The 18,890-nt window shown below is 45.1% G+C and carries 23 protein-coding genes; 15 read left to right on the top strand and 8 right to left on the bottom strand.

The features are described from left to right. Window positions 1–82 precede the first annotated feature (82 nt). From budA to DVG79_RS16335, 3 genes are all read right to left on the bottom strand, one after another. Entirely contained in the window at window positions 83–796 is a 714-nt protein-coding gene (gene budA / locus DVG79_RS01760; RefSeq protein ID WP_114595214.1) for an acetolactate decarboxylase, read from the bottom strand. Window positions 797–812: 16 nt separating this feature from the next. Then, window positions 813–2,507: an acetolactate synthase AlsS gene (gene alsS, locus DVG79_RS01765; protein ID WP_114595215.1), complete on the bottom strand. Its 1,695-nt coding sequence runs from the start codon at window positions 2,505–2,507 to the stop codon at window positions 813–815. Between the two features lie 163 nt (window positions 2,508–2,670). Beyond that, complete coding sequence (locus DVG79_RS16335) at window positions 2,671–2,772, bottom strand: cytochrome bd oxidase small subunit CydS family protein (protein WP_426353925.1); 102 nt, start codon at window positions 2,770–2,772, stop codon at window positions 2,671–2,673. A gap of 175 nt (window positions 2,773–2,947) precedes the next feature. On the opposite strand from DVG79_RS16335, the gene trmB reads away from it, so the two are divergent. Further along, complete coding sequence (gene trmB, locus DVG79_RS01770) at window positions 2,948–3,589, top strand: tRNA (guanosine(46)-N7)-methyltransferase TrmB (RefSeq protein ID WP_114595216.1); 642 nt, start codon at window positions 2,948–2,950, stop codon at window positions 3,587–3,589. A gap of 115 nt (window positions 3,590–3,704) precedes the next feature. After that, window positions 3,705–4,220, top strand: a complete 516-nt coding sequence (locus DVG79_RS01775; protein ID WP_114595217.1) for a hypothetical protein — start codon at window positions 3,705–3,707, stop codon at window positions 4,218–4,220. A 64-nt stretch (window positions 4,221–4,284) separates the two neighbouring features. Here DVG79_RS01775 and DVG79_RS01780 read toward each other — a convergent pair whose 3' ends face one another. Beyond that, complete coding sequence (locus tag DVG79_RS01780; protein ID WP_114595218.1) at window positions 4,285–4,641, bottom strand: DUF1304 domain-containing protein; 357 nt, start codon at window positions 4,639–4,641, stop codon at window positions 4,285–4,287. A 59-nt stretch (window positions 4,642–4,700) separates the two neighbouring features. Continuing rightward, window positions 4,701–5,003, bottom strand: coding sequence for a PepSY domain-containing protein (locus DVG79_RS01785; protein WP_012371126.1), 303 nt, complete (start codon window positions 5,001–5,003; stop codon window positions 4,701–4,703). Window positions 5,004–5,123: 120 nt separating this feature from the next. Between DVG79_RS01785 and DVG79_RS01790 the strand changes: the two genes are divergently transcribed. Together DVG79_RS01790 and DVG79_RS01795 are read left to right on the top strand one after the other, a co-directional pair. Further along, the gene (locus tag DVG79_RS01790; RefSeq protein ID WP_114595219.1) at window positions 5,124–6,194 is read left to right on the top strand and encodes a M42 family metallopeptidase; all 1,071 of its coding nucleotides are present in this window, start codon (window positions 5,124–5,126) and stop codon (window positions 6,192–6,194) included. Window positions 6,195–6,326: 132 nt separating this feature from the next. Next, entirely contained in the window at window positions 6,327–7,340 is a 1,014-nt protein-coding gene (locus tag DVG79_RS01795; RefSeq protein WP_114595220.1) for a PTS sugar transporter subunit IIC, read from the top strand. 88 nt (window positions 7,341–7,428) lie between these two features. Here the strand turns inward: DVG79_RS01795 and DVG79_RS01800 are convergent, their stop codons facing one another. Next, window positions 7,429–7,719, bottom strand: coding sequence for a hypothetical protein (locus tag DVG79_RS01800; protein ID WP_114595221.1), 291 nt, complete (start codon window positions 7,717–7,719; stop codon window positions 7,429–7,431). Window positions 7,720–7,843: 124 nt separating this feature from the next. Between DVG79_RS01800 and DVG79_RS01805 the strand changes: the two genes are divergently transcribed. From DVG79_RS01805 to DVG79_RS01835, 7 genes are all read left to right on the top strand, one after another. After that, window positions 7,844–8,152: a thioredoxin family protein gene (locus tag DVG79_RS01805; RefSeq protein WP_114595222.1), complete on the top strand. Its 309-nt coding sequence runs from the start codon at window positions 7,844–7,846 to the stop codon at window positions 8,150–8,152. A 54-nt stretch (window positions 8,153–8,206) separates the two neighbouring features. Then, complete coding sequence (locus DVG79_RS01810; RefSeq protein ID WP_114595223.1) at window positions 8,207–9,004, top strand: DUF1444 domain-containing protein; 798 nt, start codon at window positions 8,207–8,209, stop codon at window positions 9,002–9,004. Between the two features lie 53 nt (window positions 9,005–9,057). Next, window positions 9,058–9,666, top strand: coding sequence for a YtpR family tRNA-binding protein (ytpR, locus tag DVG79_RS01815; protein WP_114595224.1), 609 nt, complete (start codon window positions 9,058–9,060; stop codon window positions 9,664–9,666). 37 nt (window positions 9,667–9,703) lie between these two features. Beyond that, window positions 9,704–10,615 carry a hypothetical protein gene (locus DVG79_RS01820; protein WP_114595225.1) on the top strand — a complete coding sequence of 304 codons (912 nt, stop codon included), beginning with the start codon at window positions 9,704–9,706 and terminating at the stop codon, window positions 10,613–10,615. An 81-nt stretch (window positions 10,616–10,696) separates the two neighbouring features. Then, window positions 10,697–11,992: a UDP-N-acetylmuramate--L-alanine ligase gene (murC, locus tag DVG79_RS01825; protein ID WP_114595226.1), complete on the top strand. Its 1,296-nt coding sequence runs from the start codon at window positions 10,697–10,699 to the stop codon at window positions 11,990–11,992. A gap of 165 nt (window positions 11,993–12,157) precedes the next feature. After that, complete coding sequence (locus DVG79_RS01830; RefSeq protein ID WP_114595227.1) at window positions 12,158–12,673, top strand: DUF5698 domain-containing protein; 516 nt, start codon at window positions 12,158–12,160, stop codon at window positions 12,671–12,673. Between the two features lie 116 nt (window positions 12,674–12,789). Beyond that, a complete protein-coding gene (locus DVG79_RS01835) occupies window positions 12,790–13,230 on the top strand; it encodes a Dps family protein (protein ID WP_026827708.1) in 441 nt (146 codons plus the stop codon). 54 nt (window positions 13,231–13,284) lie between these two features. On the opposite strand, the gene DVG79_RS01840 is transcribed toward DVG79_RS01835, so the two are convergent. After that, entirely contained in the window at window positions 13,285–14,397 is a 1,113-nt protein-coding gene (locus tag DVG79_RS01840) for an aminopeptidase (RefSeq protein WP_114595228.1), read from the bottom strand. A gap of 140 nt (window positions 14,398–14,537) precedes the next feature. Between DVG79_RS01840 and DVG79_RS01845 the strand changes: the two genes are divergently transcribed. The 4 genes from DVG79_RS01845 to ccpA all read left to right on the top strand — a co-directional run bounded on the left by DVG79_RS01845 (window position 14,538) and on the right by ccpA (window position 18,044). Continuing rightward, on the top strand, window positions 14,538–15,107 hold the full coding sequence (locus tag DVG79_RS01845; RefSeq protein ID WP_114595229.1) for a DUF948 domain-containing protein: 570 nt from the start codon (window positions 14,538–14,540) through the stop codon (window positions 15,105–15,107). Next, the gene (locus DVG79_RS01850) at window positions 15,107–15,667 is read left to right on the top strand and encodes a YtxH domain-containing protein (protein WP_114595230.1); all 561 of its coding nucleotides are present in this window, start codon (window positions 15,107–15,109) and stop codon (window positions 15,665–15,667) included. Before DVG79_RS01845 ends, DVG79_RS01850 begins: the two co-directional genes overlap by 1 nt. Window positions 15,668–15,790: 123 nt before the next feature. Then, window positions 15,791–16,876 carry a bifunctional 3-deoxy-7-phosphoheptulonate synthase/chorismate mutase gene (locus DVG79_RS01855; protein WP_114595231.1) on the top strand — a complete coding sequence of 362 codons (1,086 nt, stop codon included), beginning with the start codon at window positions 15,791–15,793 and terminating at the stop codon, window positions 16,874–16,876. 157 nt (window positions 16,877–17,033) lie between these two features. Then, the gene (gene ccpA / locus DVG79_RS01860; RefSeq protein WP_114595232.1) at window positions 17,034–18,044 is read left to right on the top strand and encodes a catabolite control protein A; all 1,011 of its coding nucleotides are present in this window, start codon (window positions 17,034–17,036) and stop codon (window positions 18,042–18,044) included. 47 nt (window positions 18,045–18,091) lie between these two features. Here the strand turns inward: ccpA and DVG79_RS01865 are convergent, their stop codons facing one another. Then, the gene (locus DVG79_RS01865; RefSeq protein ID WP_114595233.1) at window positions 18,092–18,853 is read right to left on the bottom strand and encodes a FixH family protein; all 762 of its coding nucleotides are present in this window, start codon (window positions 18,851–18,853) and stop codon (window positions 18,092–18,094) included. Window positions 18,854–18,890: the final 37 nt, after the last annotated feature.

Raw genomic sequence — 18,890 nt, forward strand, 5'->3', positions numbered from 1 at the left:
ACGCCGGGTACTTTCAACATAACGGGGCTTTAAACGATCAAAAATGTGCGGACACAGAATCATTCTGTGTCCGCACATTTTTTTAGCCTTCAGCAATTTTTATTTCTTTTTCGATATCGTGACTTTCGAGATCCGCTTGACGATAGGCATCTGTTGTCGGCAAACGTAAATCCAACCGTGGTTTTTCTTCGAACGTGACCGTTACGTCCTGTACCGTATAGTCGAAGACATGTCCTCCACCGCTTCGTTCCTGGTCGATGAAATGAAGGTGGTAACCTGCGACTGCGATTCCATGACCAAACCGGGGTGTGAAGTAACCGGCTAATGTCCCGTCGATCTGTTCGAATGTCCGGGCACTTTGCGTCGCAACGGCTTCAGTAATCGGACGGAAGGGTTTTTCCTGTCGAGCGACTGTGCGTGTCTTGACCTCGGAAAAGCGTCCTTCAATCCGTACTGCGTAAAAGCTGTTAACTGTACTCAGCTGCTCACTTAACCAGTGTTCGAAATCAGCTTTCGTCATTGCTTGCTTCACGGACAACGACTGTTCCGGAACAAATCGAGTCAGAGAACAGAACGGCGTCGTCGTCTTCGGATCGAGTGGACGGGCACTGCCGTCCGACCGTAATTGATAAAAGGAACCATCAAAACCGATCATTTCCCCGTCGAGATGATCAAATGTTCCGATTCCGAAATCATGTCCGGGAAGAATCGACTCGTAGCGTGTCTCACTTTCGAACACGCCGTCGAGTAAAGCCATCATTGTCGAAATCTGAAGTAACGTATCCTCGTGTTGCATCGCTTCCATCTCCTTATCAGTTCAGTTGGTCCAAGTGTACTTCTTTGCCGAGTGTAATGTTATCGCTGTAATCAATCGGGACATCAACGATGACAGGACCATCTGTTTGCCATGCTTCTTCCATGACCGAGATGAGCTCTGACGGATGATTGACACGAAGTCCTTTTGCGCCAAAACTTTCAGCATATTTCACTAAATCGACTTCACCAAACGATGTACCGGATTTTCGGTTGTATTTCATTTCCTGTTGGAATGCGACCATATCAAAACCGCTGTCACGCCAGACGAAATGGACGAGCGGGGCATTCAGACGGACTGCCGTCTCCAGTTCCATTGCAGAAAAGAGGAAGCCGCCATCTCCGGAAATCGAGACGGCTTTTTTACCGGGACGAACGAGTGTCGCCGCAATCGCCCACGGTAATGCGACACCAAGCGTCTGCATCCCGTTACTGAATAGAAGGTGACGTGGCTCGTACGAACGGAAGTGACGTGCCATCCAAATATAATGTGAACCGACATCGACTGTAACCGTTACATCGTCAGCAATTTGTTCGCGTAACGTCTTCATAAAGTAAAGCGGATGAGTGAGTGGCGAATCTTTGGCGATGGGCGGGATGTCCCGTTCTTCCAACCGTTGCTGAAGACCACGTAAAAACTCAGTTGAACTTTCTGAAAGTGTCAATGCGTTTAATCGTTCTGATAAAGCATTGATGGTTGCTGCGACATCACCGACAAGCTCGCGGTCCGGACGATAGAAATGATCAATTTCAGCCCGCATTTGATCGAGGTGGATTAATGTCCGCTCCTGAGACGGTTGATTCCAGAATTTCGGATCGTAACCGATCGGATCGTATCCGATCGACAAGACAAGATCGGCTTCAGCAAGCAAAGCATCTCCCGGTTGGTTACGGAAAAGACCAACCCGGCCGTAAAAATTGGATTCAAGCTCGCGTGACAGTGTGCCGGCCGCTTGAAATGTCTGAACGACTGGAATCGAAACACGTGTTAACAAAGCACGGATTGCTGCGACGACACGGGGTTGACTCGAACGCATACCAAGTAATAAGACCGGTAATTTCGCTTGTTCGATTAAGGTAGCTGTCTCATCGATCCATTCTTCCGGTGCGATTCCGAGTTTAGGTGTTTGGACGGCTTTAAACGAAGTAACGTTTGCTTCATTTAATCCGACATCTTGCGGAATGCTGACGAACGCAGCACCTGATGTCGTTTCGGCCGTCCGGAAAGCATTGGATAAGACTTCAGGGATGTTGTCGGCATCTTGAACTTCAGCACTGAAGTTCGTGATCGGTTTGAACAGTGCCTGGTTATCCATCGATTGATGTGTTCGTTTCAATCGATCAGCTCGTGTGACGGCGCCGGCAATCGCGACGACAGGATCGCCTTCAGAGTTTGCTGTGACGAGACCGGTCGCAAGATTCGAAGCCCCTGGTCCTGACGTGACAAGAACCACGCCGGGTTTATCCGTCAAGCGACCGATCGCCTGCGCCATGAAAGCGGCATTCTGCTCATGACGTGCGACGATCAGTTCTGGTCCGCGGTCTTGCAAAACGTTAAAGACAGAATCAATTTTCGCTCCAGGAATTCCGAAAATGTAATCGACACCCTGTTCGATGAGAGTATCCACGACCAAATCGGCTCCTGTTTTCTTCTGTACTAATTTTTCTGATTCTCTGTTTTGTTTTTTATTCATTACAATTCTCCTTTTCTACCAGTAGTTTTGGTTGTTCGATAGCTGTAATATGAAAACTGTTTCGTAAAAAGTATACATCTGTTTTAATGAGAAACCAAGGTGAATCGTTCAGAAACTAAAAAAGACACCTTGTGATGTACACAAGATGTCTGACACGTCAGCATTATTCCGCATTCACTTTCCCGAATGTCGCCCAAACAAAGAGGGCTGCTACACCCATGACAAGGACGATCGGAGAACCCCAGGCAATTAAAAAGTCATCCATCATTAAAACCTCCTTCAAGAAACTTTGTACTGTAAGTGTAGTAGATTGCTCAGTTATTCTCAAGTGACGATCTGCTGAACTTTCTTTTTGGCGTCAATCAAGAACATCTTATATATTTACCCGAATCATGATAAACTTATCTGCGGATAATTTAAGAATCGAAAGGATGAACAATATGCGTTTACGCCACAAACCATGGGCGCTGGATTATATGAAAGAGCAATCCTCCATCTATATAGCAGACCCGTCGACTTTAAAAGGAAACTGGTCGAATGAATTTAAAAATGAAAATCCGATTTATATCGAAGTCGGGTCAGGCAAAGGGGCCTTCATCACAGGAATGGCAAAACAGTATCCGGAGGTCAACTTCATCGCAATCGAGTTGTTTGAGAGCGTTGCGGTCGCCATCGTTCAAAAGATGGTGGAAGAACCACTTGAAAACGTTCGTGTCTTGACGGTTGATGCAAAAGATTTGCGTGACTTCTTTGAAAAAGGAGAGGTTGCCCGTGTTTATTTGAACTTCTCCGATCCTTGGCCGAAATCACGCCATGCCAAACGCCGCTTGACGTACAAAACGTTTTTAGCGACATATGAAGATATTTTACCGGAAAAAGGACAGATTCATTTCAAGACGGATAACCGGAAATTATTTGAATCAAGTCTGATGACGATGTCTGCTTACGGGATGACGTTCGACTGGATGTCGCTTGATTTGCATGCCAATGAGCCGGAAAATAACGTCAGAACGGAATACGAAGAACGATTTTCAGCACTGGGTCAACCGATTTATCGGATGGAAGCAACGTATACGAAATAATTTAGACAAAAAGTTTTCTTATTTTCCTAGCATTTCTTTCACACTTTTTTCTTATTAATTGGTACAATGTTGTTGACTGAAGAACTGTATTTACAGGTAAAGGGGGAAATTGGGGATGTGGCAAAAAAGCTTAGCCTTCGTAACGGCACTCTTTCTCGCATTGAGTATCGGACAATCGGTATTCGCTGCGATTGATACGTCATCTATGCAAAAAGCACTTGATGAGGATTTGAAGAGTACACATTACGACTATAAAAAAGGTTCTGTAGAAATTGAAGATCCAAAAACATTCACTGGTGAAAAAGGTGAACAGATTATCGGTGGAATCGCGGTAATCGAGACAGTTCGTGATGGAATCTTCATCACGATGAAACGTGAAATTCATTTTTATAACGCAGACAGCGGTAAATTACTTACAAGCGCAGATGCGGCTAAAGTAAAAGGCGTCAAAGAATACATCGACAGCAACTCGGATAACCTGCACCAAAAGGTGGTTTACTGGTTACCGATGTTACTGATGTTATTACTCATTGCAGTACCGGCTATCATGCTATACGTTGTTGTACCGCGTCTGTATTCAACAAGTGAATACATGAACCCGATCTACGAGCGTAATGATAACCCGCGTTAATCTTTTTTTAACACATGAAAATCCCTTGTCTGAACCGATTCGTCGGGACGGACAGGGGATTTTTTTAGACAAATAAAACGAGTAAAAAAGCGATGATGGCCGGAAGTCCTTGTTTGAAAAGAATCGAGACATTTGCAGTAGCTGCACCGTAAAGGGCGGCAACGATGACGCATCCGAGAAAATACAACTGAACAGCGGGGGAATCAAGAATCAGTCCGAAAATCAGACCGGCAGCAAGAAACCCGTTGTAAAGGCCCTGGTTGGCGAATAATGTCCGGATTTGCGGATTCGAGACCGCTTCTTCCGTTAGTCCGAATGTACGTTTGGCAGACTTAGATGATAGAAGGAACATTTCAAGTACCATGATATAAAAATGTTCCACAGCAACTAGCAGCACGAAGAAGATAGCGAGTAAAGACATATCGAGGCTCCTTTCTTTAAAAAAGACCATACTTCGTCGATCGAAGTATGGTCCGTCTATTATGCGTATTCGAGTAAAGCACCTGTTTCCGCATCAACTGTGAATTGATACGTTTTTTCATCGTCACCTTCAAGGACCGAGATGCCACCTTTGTAGCTTTGGTAGTCACGTGACTCGTATGCGTACGCCTCTGGTGTTGCAGAGATCCATGCACCTTGGACACGTCCTTTTGCTGAAAATGTGCGTTTCGTGATTTCGAGCGCTTCCTCGGCAGAGAGTTGTTTGTTGTCGACAGCCTTCTTGACTGCGAAAGCGGCAACGACCGCTGCTGCGAGACCGATAATCCAATAGCGTTTTTTCATTAAAATTCCCCTCCTTACAGGTTCTATTCCTACTGTACCAAATAATTCGTCCAGTGAGAAACAAAAGGTTAAGTGATTGAAGCAAAATTTTGTATAATGAATGAACAGGGGGCGATACATATGAATGAAAAAACAAGAAACTTGTTTCGAACGTTGACGGAATTAAATGGTGCACCTGGATTTGAACATGATGTCAGACGCTTTGTCAAAGAACGCATTACACCGGTGACCGATGAAATCGTCATGGACGGTCTCGGTTCGATTTTCGGCAAACGGACGGGGCAGGAAAATGGTCCGAAGGTTATGGTTGCCGGTCATATGGACGAAGTGGCCTTCATGGTAACGCAGATTACGAAAAACGGCATGCTCCGGATTCAACCGCTCGGCGGTTGGTGGAGTCAGGTACTGCTCGCACAACGATTCTCGATTTGTGGGGATAACGGCATCATTCCCGGTGTCATTGCCTCGATACCACCACATTTATTGACGGATGAAGTCCGGAATAAGCCGATGGCAATCAAAGATATGTTCATCGATGTCGGGGCAGACTCAAAAGAAGAAGCAGAATCTTTCGGTATTCGTCCGGGTATTCCGGCTGTTCCGTTCTTCCCGTTCACGCCAATGGCAAATCCGAAGAAAATCATGGCGAAAGCATGGGATAACCGTTATGGCGTCGGCATGGCGATCGAATTGTTGGAAGAGACGACAGCGTCGGATCATCCAAACGTCTTATTCTCAGGGGCGACGGTTCAGGAAGAGGTCGGCTTACGCGGTGCACAAACAGCAACGAACCTGATTGATCCCGATGTTGCCTTTGTCGTCGATGCCTCACCAGCCAACGATGCTTCAGGTGATAAAACAGAATTTGGTCAGCTCGGTCAAGGACCGTTGTTACGCATTAAGGACAGCGTCATGATTTTATCGAAAGAAATGACGGATTATGTTCTCGATACAGCGGAATCAAACAAGATTCCGTATCAATACTATGTCGGTGCAGGCGGAACGGACGGGGGAGTCGTTCATCGTTCGAATAACGGCATTCCGACGACGGTCGTCGGTCTTCCGGCACGTTACATTCATACGCATGCCTCGATCATGCATACGGATGACTATGATGCGGCAAAAGAATTACTCAAGAAACTTGTCACACAACTCGATGCGACGACGCTTGCAACATTACAAATCAAATGAAGATAATGGAGGATGCTTTTGTGCATCCTCTTTTTCATGCCCCAACTGTCTTGTCACATGAAAAACAAATGTATGCCATTTTTTTAGGGTTTGTTATAATGAATCTGATTTCAAACAGAAGGAAGTGGCATCTTGTTAAAAAGAAAAGGGATTTTACTTAGTCCGAAAGTATATTTTATTACAGTGCTCAGTTATATGGCGTTAGGATTATTCAGTTCTTTAATCATGGGCTTAATTTTAAAGACGATTGGTGAAGGGTTAATCACAAAAGGAATCGAAGCGGGGATGCTCGTTACGGTCGGTGAACAGGCCATCGCGCTGACCGGACCGGCAATCGGAGTGGCGGTCGCCTTTGCGCTCGAAGCTCCGCCGCTCGTCTTATTTTCTGCCGTTGCTGTCGGTGCTTTTGGTTATGAAGCAGGGGGGCCAGCCGGAAGTTATGTTGCAGCTGTCATTGCTACCGAGATTGGAAAATTGATTTCAAAAACGACACGTCTTGATATCATCCTGACGCCGTTCATCACGTTGCTCGTCGGTTTTATAAGTGGTAAGTATGTCGGTGCCTGGATCGGAACATTGATGACCGATTTAGGCGAAGTCATCCGGTGGGGAACAGAAAGAGAACCCTTGATCATGGGGATTTTTGTCGCGACCGTCATGGGTCTCGCCTTGACAGCCCCGATTTCAAGTGCCGCCCTCGGTATCATGTTAGGTCTTGACGGACTGGCAGCCGGTGCTGCGACCATCGGCTGCGCGGCGCAAATGATTGGTTTCGGTGTCATTAGTTACCGGGATAACGGGATTGGTGGACTCATTGCCCAAGGAATCGGTACGTCGATGTTACAAGTCGGGAACATCATTCGAAATCCATGGACGATTGTCCCGCCGACACTGGCGGGAGCGCTGCTTGCTCCGTTTGCGACCGTCTTATTGACACTCGAAAGTAATCCTGAAGGATCGGGTATGGGGACGAGCGGACTTGTCGGTCCCCTGATGCTACTGAAAACGATGGGGTTTGAAGCGGAGTATTATTTAGCGGTCTTCGTTTTATGCTTCCTCGCACCGGCTCTGCTCAGTTATTTGATTTATCGGGCTTTGCACCGCATGGGGCGGATTAAAGACGGGGATTTGAAAATCGATTACTAATGAAGAGATGTGTGTTCAACACGTGTTTCAAAGAGGTAAAAAATAAAAACGGGCGATGGATACGTATCCATCGCCCGTTTTTAAATTCTTACAGCGAAAAACCAAAAGAACTGGAATAAAAACTTGTGAAAAAGACATACAAATATAAAAGATAGAGTGGAATCAAGTAACGCATCCGAACGATTGGTAATTTTCTGGCGAGCCGTTTCCCGATGGCTTCGAGTAACATGATGAGGGCGAATCCGACCACGAGAAAAATCAAAATTTGAGGCAGGCTACGCTCGGAATCGATGAACGAATAGCCATATCGGAGACAACTTGTCATGCCGACAAAACCTACAAATCGTTCGAAAGGATGTTTAACAGGTTGATCAGTCATAATAATTTCCTTTCAGGACATTTTCTAGTTGCAGTATAGCAAACAGAGCGCCAAAACGCACAGAAACATTCGAATATGCTATGATGGACCCAATGAAAAAGCAAGTATTGAGGGAGTGTAACAGATGAAAAAGTTAGAATCAAAAGAACAATTTGACCAAGCGAAAAAAGAAAAATCGATTTTCCTTTTCTCGGCGGATTGGTGTCCGGATTGCCGGTTTTTAGATCCGTTCATGCCGGAGATGGAACAGACGTTTAATGAATTCAATTTTTATTACGTCGATCGCGATCAGCACATTGAAATTGCCCAGGAAATGGACATCTTCGGGATCCCGAGTTTCGTCGCGTATCGTGAAAATGAAGAGACAGGCCGTTATGTCGGGAAAGAACGAAAAACACCTGAACAGGTTACAGCCTTTTTAGAAACAGTCTGAGACAAAAGCGAGTGCTGACTCGCTTTTTTTAATAGGAAAGGATGAAATGGATTCATGGAACTACAACAAATTCGCCGCCTTGTTACTGAGGCATTTGATACAACCTACTATACAACGTATTTCGATCGTGAAAAATCGGTGCTGCGCATCGAACGGAAAAAAGATCGTACAGGAGTCGATCTGGGATTAAATCCACTTGTAGCGAAAGCGAAGCGTCGCGGTGTCATCGCAGTCGAAGAAACGATTGAATACATCAAAGCCGTTCTGGAACAGACGGAACCGGTCTCTTTAATTGGTCATGAGCAACAAGTCTTCCCGGTCATTCGCGCAAAATCCTTTGCGGATGAAACGAAAGATGGTAAGAAAATCATCAGCACACCTCATACCGGTGAAACGAAAATCATGTACGCGCTTGATTTAGGTGCCACGTACCGGTTGATTGACGAAGAATTGTTAAATCAGGCAGGGTGGTCGACGGAACATTTGTCAGAAGCGGCCCGCTTTAATTTAAAAACATTGGAAGCCCCTTTTAAAATGGACGAAGTAGCCGGGAACATCTTTTATTTCCTGAGTACGGGTGACGGATATGAAGCAAGTCGTGTCTTAAATAAACAGTTATTGAGCGACTACGCCGAAAAAATGACAGGTGAGTTTGCTGTCGGGATTCCGCATCAGGATGTCCTGATTTTTGCCGATATCCGAAATGATGCAGGATATGATGTTTTGCAACAATTGATGTTCGATTTCTTCACGAATGGACGGGTTCCGGTAACGGCGCTTCCGTTCATGTATGAAGAAGGTAAACTGGAGCCTGTCTTCGTTCTTGCAAAAAACAAGCATCCGAAAAGTTGAATAATCTGCTACAATAGGCATTGTGAGAAAGTTTGAAGGGAGTCATGGATTGCATGAATGTTTTTTATAATAAAGAAGGTGTCGGAGACGTCCTGATGGTCATCTTGGCAGATGCACCACGCGCTGAAATCACTGCCGAAAGAAAAGGCGATGTAGCAACGATTTTCCATGGCGAAGACGTCATTGGCTATAACATCTTCGAAGCATCAAAGCAGTTTGAATTAAATGCTGTAGGACCGGTCGAATTGACACCGGAGCTTGTTGAAACGGTTCAACGCGTATTAGGAGAAAACGGCGTCGATTTCGAACCACGTGAAATTGATTATTCACCTAAATTCGTAGTCGGATTCGTATCATCTGCTGAAAAACATCCAGATGCGGAAAAGTTGTCGGTCTGTCAAGTAGAGGTGGATGATCAGACATTGCAAATCGTCTGTGGAGCACCAAACGTTGCTGCCGGACAAAAAGTAGTGGTCGCTAAACCCGGCGCAGTCATGCCGTCCGGATTAATCATTCGTCCGTCCGCTTTACGTGGAGTGGCTTCTAGTGGAATGCTTTGTTCTGCACGGGAACTCGCATTGCCGGATGCACCGCAGGAAAAAGGAATTCTTGTTCTCGAGGATACGGCAAAAACGGGAGAAGCATTTTTAATCGGTCGATAATTCGGCCGATTTTTTAACAAGATGGAGGGGTGAGGGAATGAGCAATCGTTATGAACAGTCGTTAAAGGAACAGGCAGCACGAATTCGACGTGAATTAGCAGGCGAAAAAGAAACAAAACCCGTTGAACGGCCTAAAAAAGAAGAGCGTGAAGATCGTTTCGTGTTGACGGATGTTCCATCGCCTATTTACGGATTCCAACGGCCTAGAAAGCAACGGTCGATCCAAGAGGAAATCCATTCGGAAGAATCTGAAGTCGATGTTTCAAGTGTACAGGAAGAGGAAAAATCAGAAGAGTCGCTTGAACATGAGACAGAAGAATTGAACGAAGAGTCGCGGATCGAGACGATGGAACAGACGGATCTAACCGAAGCGGATGCTGGCTTAGTACCGACGACAGATGCAGACATCCTCGTTCCAGAACCGACAATCGAAGAAAATTCTTCGTCAGACGTTTCGGAAGAACAAGTCGAAGCAGATGTGACGACGGAAAGTTCTCTTCCTGCAGCAGACGATATTATTGAAGTAAACGATACCGTTCAAGTGTCAGAAAATCCTGCTACAGAAGAAATGAGTAAAGAAGAGACGATGGAAGAAGCAATCGAAGAGACTCCTGAAGAGACTTCTGTGGAAGAAAAGTCTGAAATGACTTTGGAAGAGCACGCTGTTCACGGAGAAGATGCGGAACCTGTCCAGTTATCAACGGGTACTTTACACGTCGATTCCCAAACGGAGGAGCCGGTCAAACGGGTAGAAGAAGTGCCCTCTGCTGAAAACGATTTAGTCGCTGAAATCAAAGTAGAAAATAGTGGGTCAGAAAAGGTACCTACAGACCAGCCGGTTCAAATTAAAAAACCGGTCGGACCGCCGGTAAACGTCGTGATGACGACAAAAGACTTGATGGCCATGTATCGTGCGCGTCGGGAACAAAATAATTTAAATGGTAAATAATAAGTCGGTTTGCTATAATGGTACAGGTTTTGTACCCAAGCCCGATGGTACGGACCGGAACGTGAATTGGAGGGCTCATATATGACAAATTATCATTTTGTAGGGATTAAAGGAACAGGGATGAGTGCACTCGCCCAAGTACTGCATGAAATGAATCATCAAGTACAAGGTTCTGATATTGACAAGCATATTTTTACGGAGGATGCCTTACGGGCAAAAGGAATTCCATTTTTCCCGTTTAGTGCGGACAACATTAAAGAAGATCAAGTCATCATCCAAGGAAATGCTTTTGGGGATGAACATCCAGAAATTGCTCGGGCAAAGGAACTGGATTTAACGATTTATCATTATTATGATTTCTTAGGCTATTTAGCAGATGAATACCGGTCTGTCGCCATTACCGGTTCGCATGGTAAAACATCGACGACCGGGTTACTGTCACATGTCTTGAGTGGCATTACACCAACGGCATTTTTGATTGGTGATGGAACAGGTGCCGGTGTAGAAGATGCGAAAGCATTTGTGTTTGAAGCGTGTGAATACAAACGCCACTTCCTGTATTACAAGCCGGACTATGCCATCATGACGAATATTGACTTTGATCATTCCGATTACTTTACAGGCATTGATGACGTCGTATCCGCATTTCAGGAGATGGCGATGCAGGTCAAACAAGCAATCGTGGCTTGTGGAGATGACGAACATCTCCAAAACCTTCAGGCGAATGTTCCGATTCTGTATTACGGTTTTGGCGAAAACAATGATTTCCGTGCAGAAAATGCAACGTCGACTCCAGATGGAACATCGTTTGACGTTTATCTCCGGGATGACTTCTACGGGACATTCCTGATTCCTGGATTTGGTCGTCACCATGTCTTGAATGCACTGTCTGTCATCGCGATCTGCCAGTACGAAGGATTGAACAAGGAAGAGGTAGCAGCACGTCTGTCTACATTCGGCGGAGTGAAACGTCGTTTTAGTGAATCTAACTTCGGTTCGCAGATTCTTGTTGACGATTATGCGCACCATCCGAAAGAAATCAGTGCGACGATTGAGTCTGCACGCAAGAAATATCCGGATCGTGAAGTCGTAGCGATCTTCCAACCGCATACGTATACTCGCTTGAAATCATTCATGGATGATTTTGCGACATCATTACGCGAGGCGGATGCCACATATCTGTGTGAAATCTTTGGATCGGCACGTGAGCAGGAAGGCCAGGTCCGCGTAGAAGACTTACAAGAAAAAGTGCCGGGCTCGGATATTTTGACACGGGACAATGTATCACTCTTAAGTAAACACGAAAATGCCGTATTGCTCTTTATGGGAGCAGGAGACATTCAAACGTATCAACACCAGTACGAAAACACGAAATAACATCCTGAGTAGGGCACTGACATTCATTTGTCAGTGTCCTTTTTGTCGGTTTCGTGAAACAAAAAACCTGAAGCGATTTTGAGGTAGGTTGTCGTAAAGTTTTGATTGCATCTTGAATTGATTTTTGGAATAGTGGGGGTATGTTATTTAGAAAGGAAAGACGTCATGGGACAAATCTTACTCATCTTACTGTTACAGCTGATTTACGTACCTGTTTTGACATTACGTACCATCATGCTCGTCAAAGGAAGAACAATCATTGCAGGTGTGTTAGGAACGGTTGAAACGTTGATTTATATCTTTGCGCTCGGTATCGTATTCCGTGACTTGACGACAGTCGGAATGATTGTCTACGCCCTGGGATTCGGTCTTGGTATTCTGATCGGAGGATTCGTCGAACGGAAGCTCGCGATTGGATACAATATGATTCAAGTTCACACACAAGAGTTTCCGGCAGAGTTGATTCAGGTTATCCGGGATAACGGATTCGGAGTCACACATTATCAAGGTCAAGGTCGTGATGGAATTCGTTATCGATTGGACGTACTGGCAGCCCGGACAAGAATGAAAATATTGCGTAACCTGGTCGAGGAATATGAACCGAAAGCATTTCTTGTCGCTTTTGATTCGGTTGATTTCAAAGGCGGTTATATGCTCAAAGGATTGAAACGGTCTCAGTAAGAAATTTGATTACTGCATGCTCGAAGAATCTCTCGTGAAATCATGTTTAAGTTTTGTTATTTAAGGATAAAGATGAAATAGAACAAAACACAGTTTTATGAGAGGAGAAATCGATAATGATTAGTAATCATGCTAAGACGGCTTTAAATCAACAGGTGGCAAACTATGGTGTCCTGTTTGTAAAACTCCATAACTACCATTGGTACATTAAAGGTCCTGATTTCTTGACGTTACATGTAAAGCTTGAAGAATTATACACATGGGTTTCAGAACAATACGATGTCGTGGCAGAACGTCTGTTGATGAACAATGGAATGCCTTCTGCAACGCTGAAGGAATATTTGGAGCAAACGACGCTTGAAGAAGCGAAACCGGGTCTATCGGCAGATGAAATGGTCGAGTCGGTCATCAGTGACTTCCAACAGATTCGTAAGGAAATGCTGGATGCAATCGTCCATCTTGAATCGCAAGACGTGACGGTTGAAGATGATTTATTGGCACAAGCAAAAGAAATCGAAAAACAGATTTGGATGTTGCGTGCAACATTAAAAAAATAAGTCAAAAAAAAACGGATGGCTGCATCCTCTATGGAATGAGCCGTCCGTTTTTCCTTATTTTAAGTTTTCAGGATTCAAGACATCGAGTTCAGGTAAGACGAATCGACCGTCTTTACGAATTAAGACATCATCAAACCAGATTTCTCCACCGCCGTAATCAGGACGTTGGATGTTCACGAGATCCCAATGGATGGATGAGTCGTTTCCGTTGTATGCCTCGGCGTATGCTTGACCGGGTGTAAAGTGGAAGCTGCCATCGATTTTTTCATCAAACAAGATATCCTTCATCGGATGATGGATAAAGGGATTGACACCGATTGCGAATTCTCCGACAAAACGGGCTCCGGCATCTGTATCAAATACTTGATTGATCCGTTCTGTATCGTTTGCTGTCGCTTCTACGATTTTACCGTCTTTAAACGTCAGTTTGACGTTCTCGAAGGTAAAGCCCTGGTAAGGGGAAGGTGTATTGTATGAAATCGTTCCGTTGATCGAATCTTTGACCGGTGCCGTAAAGACTTCTCCGTCCGGAATATTGGCATTGCCGGCACACTTGATGGCTGGAATGTCTTTGATTGAGAAAGTCAGGTCTGTTCCGGGACCGACGAGACGAACGCGGTCGGTTTTATTCATCAAATCGACGAGGGGCGTCATCGCTTCACCCATCTTCGCGTAATCGAGCGTACAGACATCGAAGTAGAAATCTTCGAAAGCTTCTGTCGACTGGTTCGCCAGTTGGGCCATTGAAGTCGTCGGGAAGCGCAATACGACCCATTTCGTACCTTTGACACGATCTTCGGTATGCATTTTACCGAGCGTTTTACCGTACAGCTTCATTTTGTCAGACGGGACATCGGAAAGTTCATTGATATTGTCTCCGGCACGCAGACCGATATAAGCATCCATCGCCTGCATTTGTTTTTGTTCGATGTCTGCCATCAACTGAAGTTGTTCTTCCGACGCATTGCGGTACAATTTCCGTAACACACGGTTATCCTTTAAGAGGACGAATGGAAGACCGCCGGCTTCATAAGCGGCATCAACGAGTGCTTCGACAAGTTCACGTTCGATTCCGAAATTCTCGATCAAGACTTTTTCACCAGGAGCAAGTGCTACTGAATAATTGATAAGATTCGTTGCGAGTTGTGTTAGGCGCGGGTCACGCATGAAAAGTTCCTCCTCAAAATGATGTATGTAGGTTTCATTTATCATTGTAACGGAAATAAACCATTTGGAGTAGCAGGAACAACTTCTCCGACGTCGAACTACCAACTAGACACTAGCAAAAGAAATTGGAGGCACGAACCATGGAAATTACATTAGGCGGAATTGCCGGACTGGTTGCTGCGATTGCATTCGTAGTACTCGTCATCTTCCTCGCACGCGTATTGAGCGCAGCAGGCAAGACACTTAACAACGTAGCAGATACGACAGCAGGGCTTGAGCGTCAATTAGACGGCATCATGATGGAGACGACAGCGTTGTTACACAAAACGAACCGTCTTGTCGATACGATTGAAGAAAAAACAGAATTACTTGCACCGGTTGCGAACTCGATCGAAGAACTCGGAACATCGCTCAATAAAGTAACAGATTCAGTTCGTACTGTGTCTGACACGGTCGCAGGTGCTGCCGATACAAACAAAGAACAAATCGCACAAGCTGTCCGTTGGGGATCAGTCGCGGTTGAACTGTTTAAAAAAAATAAGCCTGAACCAGGCCAAGACGTGACCTCTTCGACAACAGCTACAACAACAGTCGAAAAGAAACCGCGTCGTCGCTTCCGTAAAAAAGCAGAAACACCGGTTACACCGGAAATCGTTTCTGTCCCGGATGTCGAGAGTATTCCAGATGAGTTGAAGGGAGATCGTTCATAATGACAAAACAACATCCATACCAAGCACAAGATACTTCTAAAGGTGGCGGATTCCTTGCCGGCATCATCGTCGGTGGACTAATCGGCGCAGCAGCGGCTTTATTATCAAGTCCGAAATCGGGTCGTGAAATGCGCGGAATGCTTGATGAGCGGACAGCACCGGCACGCCAACGTTTAAACGAACAGACACAGGTCGTTCGCGAAAAAGCAGAACCACTCGTAGGCGAATGGATTCAATTAGCAAAAGATAAAGCAGCACCTGTCATTGAAAAAGCGAAAAAGAATCCGACAGTCCAGGAAGCGGCGCAATATGCCGGTTTTGAAAAAGACCAATCGAGCATTGATGCTGCGCTTGCAGAAGCGGAACAATTGGTCCGTGATATCGAACGTGAAATCGGGGATGAAGTGGACGGCGCACCTGTCGCAGAACAACTCGATACAGAAACCGTTGCAGAACTGTCGGATTTCCGTGAGCATCTCGAAGAAGAGCAGGATGATTCAGAAGATGAGGATAACGATCCTCAGTCAAAATTAAGCCATGAAAAGAAACCTAAAAAATAAAGAATCGGAGCGTACTGCCTGACTTTTAAAGGGTAGTACGCTTTCTTTATATACAATTGCAAAAGAGTTCGCTATAATTAGTTGCTATTACGAGCTATATGCTGATTAGGGAGTGGTAGAAGAATGGATCAACATGCAGAATTGAAACGTTTACGGGATGAACTTGATTTAGTGAACGCTGAGTTGCTGGCGTTAATTAATAAACGAGGGGAAATAGCGGTTGAAATTGGTGAAGTTAAACGTGCCCAGGGAATCGACCGGTATGATCCGGTCCGTGAACGCCAGATGCTTGAATCGATTGCAGCGAGCAATCATGGTCCATTTGAAACAGGACGCCTACAGCACGTATTTAAAGAAATTTTTAAAGCCTCACTTGAACTTCAAGGGGAGGATCGGACACGGAAGTTGTTAGTCTCGAGAAAACAAAAACCGACGAATACAATCATTCGCATCGGGGATGATGTGATTGGTGATGGTTCCCAACAATTGATTGCCGGTCCATGTGCAGTCGAAAGTGAAAAACAGGTGTTTGAGGTGGCAGAGCAACTGGCGAAACATGGTGTTCGATTCATGCGTGGCGGTGCTTACAAACCACGGACATCACCATACGATTTCCAAGGTCTTGGATTAGAGGGATTAAAGATGTTGAAAAAAGCAGCTGATGCGCATGGTCTTCATGTCATCTCTGAAATCATGACGCCAAGCGCGGTCGAATCAGCACTTCCTTACGTAGACATCATTCAAGTCGGTGCCCGCAACATGCAGAACTTTGACTTATTGAAAGAAGTAGGGCGGACGAACAAGCCGGTGCTGTTGAAGCGGGGCTTATCGGCTACACTTGAAGAATTCATGTACGCTGCGGAATACATCATGGCAAGCGGAAATGAACAGGTGATCCTATGCGAACGCGGAATTCGGACGTATGAACGGGCGACCCGCAATACACTCGATATCTCCGCCGTTCCGATTCTCAAACAAGAAACGCATCTTCCGGTCATGGTCGATGTAACCCATTCGACGGGCCGTAAAGATTTACTTCTTCCGACTGCAAAAGCAGCGTATGCGATCGGAGCTGATGCCGTTATGGTAGAAGTCCATCCGTTTCCGGCGCTTGCGTTATCGGATGCAAACCAACAATTAGATTTTAATGAGTTCGATTCGTTCATCGAGAATCTGACTTCTACTTTTCCGGCACTAAACGTTCAATGATTTTCTAAAAAGACTGTTCTTTAGCGAATGAAAACGTTTTACAATGAGGGAAGAATGGGAAAAGAAAGTTATCTTTTCCTGTCTTCCTTTCGTGTTGCCTAAAAATGAAAACAAGAATGAAAACAAAAAGGTTGTCTAAAATAAGGAGGAATTTGTTTTGAACAGTAATATAACGATTTATGATGTCGCACGGGAAGCCGCCGTCTCCATGGCGACCGTCTCGCGTGTAGTGAATGGAAATCCGAACGTCAAACCGTCGACACGGAAAAAAGTACAGGATGCCATCGACCAGCTCGGCTACCGTCCGAATGCCGTCGCGCGAGGTCTTGCCAGTAAGAAAACGACGACTGTCGGGGTTATCGTACCGGATATTTCAAATATCTTTTTTGCAGATTTAGCGCGGGGAATTGAAGACGTTGCAACGATGTATAAGTACAATATCATCCTATGTAACTCAGATCAAAATCCTGAAAAAGAAATTCATTTGTTGAATACGTTACTTGGTAAACAAGTCGATGGAATCATCTTCATGGGCGGGCGTCTTCATGAAGATCTTGTCCGTGAATTTAAAACATCACCTGTTCCGATTGTATTGGCGGCTACTTTAAACCAAGATTATGATTTGCCGGCCGTTAATATTGATTACGAAAGTGCTGCACATGATGCTGTAAAATCTCTGATTGACAATGGTCATAAACGGATCGGATTCATTACTGGGCCACTGGAACAACAAATTAATGGCGAAAAGAAATTTGCCGGCTACCGGAGCGCCTTGGAAGAAGCCAATTTACCGTTTGATGAGCAAAACGTTGTCCTTGGAAACTACACATATGATTCAGGTATGAAGGCGATGAACCAATTACTTGAACTCGGGGATGCTTGTCCGCGTGCGATTTTTGCAGGGACAGACGAAATGGCGCTTGGTGTCATTCATGCTCTTCAAGATGCCGGTCATCAAGTTCCAGAAGACTTTGAAGTCATCGGTCATGATAACACGCGTCTTGCGACGATGATTCGTCCAAAACTGACGACGGTCGTTCAACCGATGTATGATATCGGAGCCGTTTCCATGCGTTTGTTGACGAAAATCCTCAATAAAGAAGAAATCGAGACAAACGATGTGACCTTACCACACCGAATCGAACAACGGGATTCTACACGTTCTTGATCTAAAAAAGTCTGTTCCTTTCCGATTGGAAAAGAAACAGACTTTTTTTATCGTTTAACGACGATCGTTTGGTCTTGGTGATGGTGTAATTGATCGTTCTCGACATGAAGTCGGACGATGCTCTCTCCTGGATGTGTCAATGAGACTTCACCTACGTATTGATCCGATTTTTTAGTGAGCGGCAGATACGTATGTTTTTCGATACCGGGTTCGATGACTTCAATTTGAACATCTGCCTTGAGCGGTTTGCCGTTTAGGAAAACATGAAAGGAGACGGGAAGTTTTGACCCGGCTTTCATTGTTTTAGCGCCCATGTAATGAACGGATAATCCTTCAACGGTAGCGTCATGTGCATGTTCAGTCTTCTTCTTTTTTGTGTCTTCGTGCGAGTGATCCATGACGACGAATGAGATCTTATCCATATGGTGGAGTCCGTTTTTATCATTGATATGATAAAGACCTTCGTATTCGCCTTCGGCAAGCTTGGCTTCGGCTTGATAAGTACCTGTCTTTTTTAATGCCGCTTTAAACTTTTGATGAACCGCTTCTTTTTCATCCGCTTTCCAGACTTCGAAAGCTACGTTTTCCAGATTAACAGCCTTTTTGTTTTCAAGTGCTGTCGCTTGGAAAACTACTTTTTGGTTTTCCATCGTCTTCGCCGGTACATCAACTGTAACGTCGACCGGTTTTTTTCCCGAGCCTTGCATTGTATCGTGATCCATTGCTTGTTTGTCATTCGCGCATCCGGCAAGCAAAAGTCCTGTCGCGAAAAACATCCCCATGAAGCCTATTGTTTTTTTCTTCAACACGGATTCCCCCAATTTTCGTTTACTAAATAAAGTAATG

The organism is Exiguobacterium sp. RIT594 (assembly GCF_003339585.1).
Classification (GTDB): Bacteria; Bacillota; Bacilli; order Exiguobacteriales; family Exiguobacteriaceae; genus Exiguobacterium_A.

Bases quoted from the DNA above. Each gene is read 5' to 3' on its own strand.
- budA (WP_114595214.1), bottom strand. From the start codon at position 796: ATGCAACACGAGGATACGTTACTTCAGATTTCGACAATGATGGCTTTA.
- DVG79_RS01855 (WP_114595231.1), top strand. From the start codon at position 15,791: ATGGATCAACATGCAGAATTGAAACGTTTACGGGATGAACTTGATTTA.
- DVG79_RS01805 (WP_114595222.1), top strand. From the start codon at position 7,844: ATGAAAAAGTTAGAATCAAAAGAACAATTTGACCAAGCGAAAAAAGAA.
- DVG79_RS01780 (WP_114595218.1), bottom strand. From the start codon at position 4,641: ATGTCTTTACTCGCTATCTTCTTCGTGCTGCTAGTTGCTGTGGAACAT.
- DVG79_RS01820 (WP_114595225.1), top strand. From the start codon at position 9,704: ATGAGCAATCGTTATGAACAGTCGTTAAAGGAACAGGCAGCACGAATT.
- DVG79_RS01810 (WP_114595223.1), top strand. From the start codon at position 8,207: ATGGAACTACAACAAATTCGCCGCCTTGTTACTGAGGCATTTGATACA.
- ytpR (WP_114595224.1), top strand. From the start codon at position 9,058: ATGAATGTTTTTTATAATAAAGAAGGTGTCGGAGACGTCCTGATGGTC.
- DVG79_RS16335 (WP_426353925.1), bottom strand. From the start codon at position 2,772: ATGGATGACTTTTTAATTGCCTGGGGTTCTCCGATCGTCCTTGTCATG.
- trmB (WP_114595216.1), top strand. From the start codon at position 2,948: ATGCGTTTACGCCACAAACCATGGGCGCTGGATTATATGAAAGAGCAA.
- murC (WP_114595226.1), top strand. From the start codon at position 10,697: ATGACAAATTATCATTTTGTAGGGATTAAAGGAACAGGGATGAGTGCA.
- alsS (WP_114595215.1), bottom strand. From the start codon at position 2,507: ATGAATAAAAAACAAAACAGAGAATCAGAAAAATTAGTACAGAAGAAA.
- DVG79_RS01840 (WP_114595228.1), bottom strand. From the start codon at position 14,397: ATGCGTGACCCGCGCCTAACACAACTCGCAACGAATCTTATCAATTAT.
- DVG79_RS01835 (WP_026827708.1), top strand. From the start codon at position 12,790: ATGATTAGTAATCATGCTAAGACGGCTTTAAATCAACAGGTGGCAAAC.
- DVG79_RS01800 (WP_114595221.1), bottom strand. From the start codon at position 7,719: ATGACTGATCAACCTGTTAAACATCCTTTCGAACGATTTGTAGGTTTT.
- DVG79_RS01790 (WP_114595219.1), top strand. From the start codon at position 5,124: ATGAATGAAAAAACAAGAAACTTGTTTCGAACGTTGACGGAATTAAAT.
- DVG79_RS01830 (WP_114595227.1), top strand. From the start codon at position 12,158: ATGGGACAAATCTTACTCATCTTACTGTTACAGCTGATTTACGTACCT.
- DVG79_RS01850 (WP_114595230.1), top strand. From the start codon at position 15,107: ATGACAAAACAACATCCATACCAAGCACAAGATACTTCTAAAGGTGGC.
- DVG79_RS01775 (WP_114595217.1), top strand. From the start codon at position 3,705: ATGTGGCAAAAAAGCTTAGCCTTCGTAACGGCACTCTTTCTCGCATTG.
- DVG79_RS01785 (WP_012371126.1), bottom strand. From the start codon at position 5,003: ATGAAAAAACGCTATTGGATTATCGGTCTCGCAGCAGCGGTCGTTGCC.
- DVG79_RS01845 (WP_114595229.1), top strand. From the start codon at position 14,538: ATGGAAATTACATTAGGCGGAATTGCCGGACTGGTTGCTGCGATTGCA.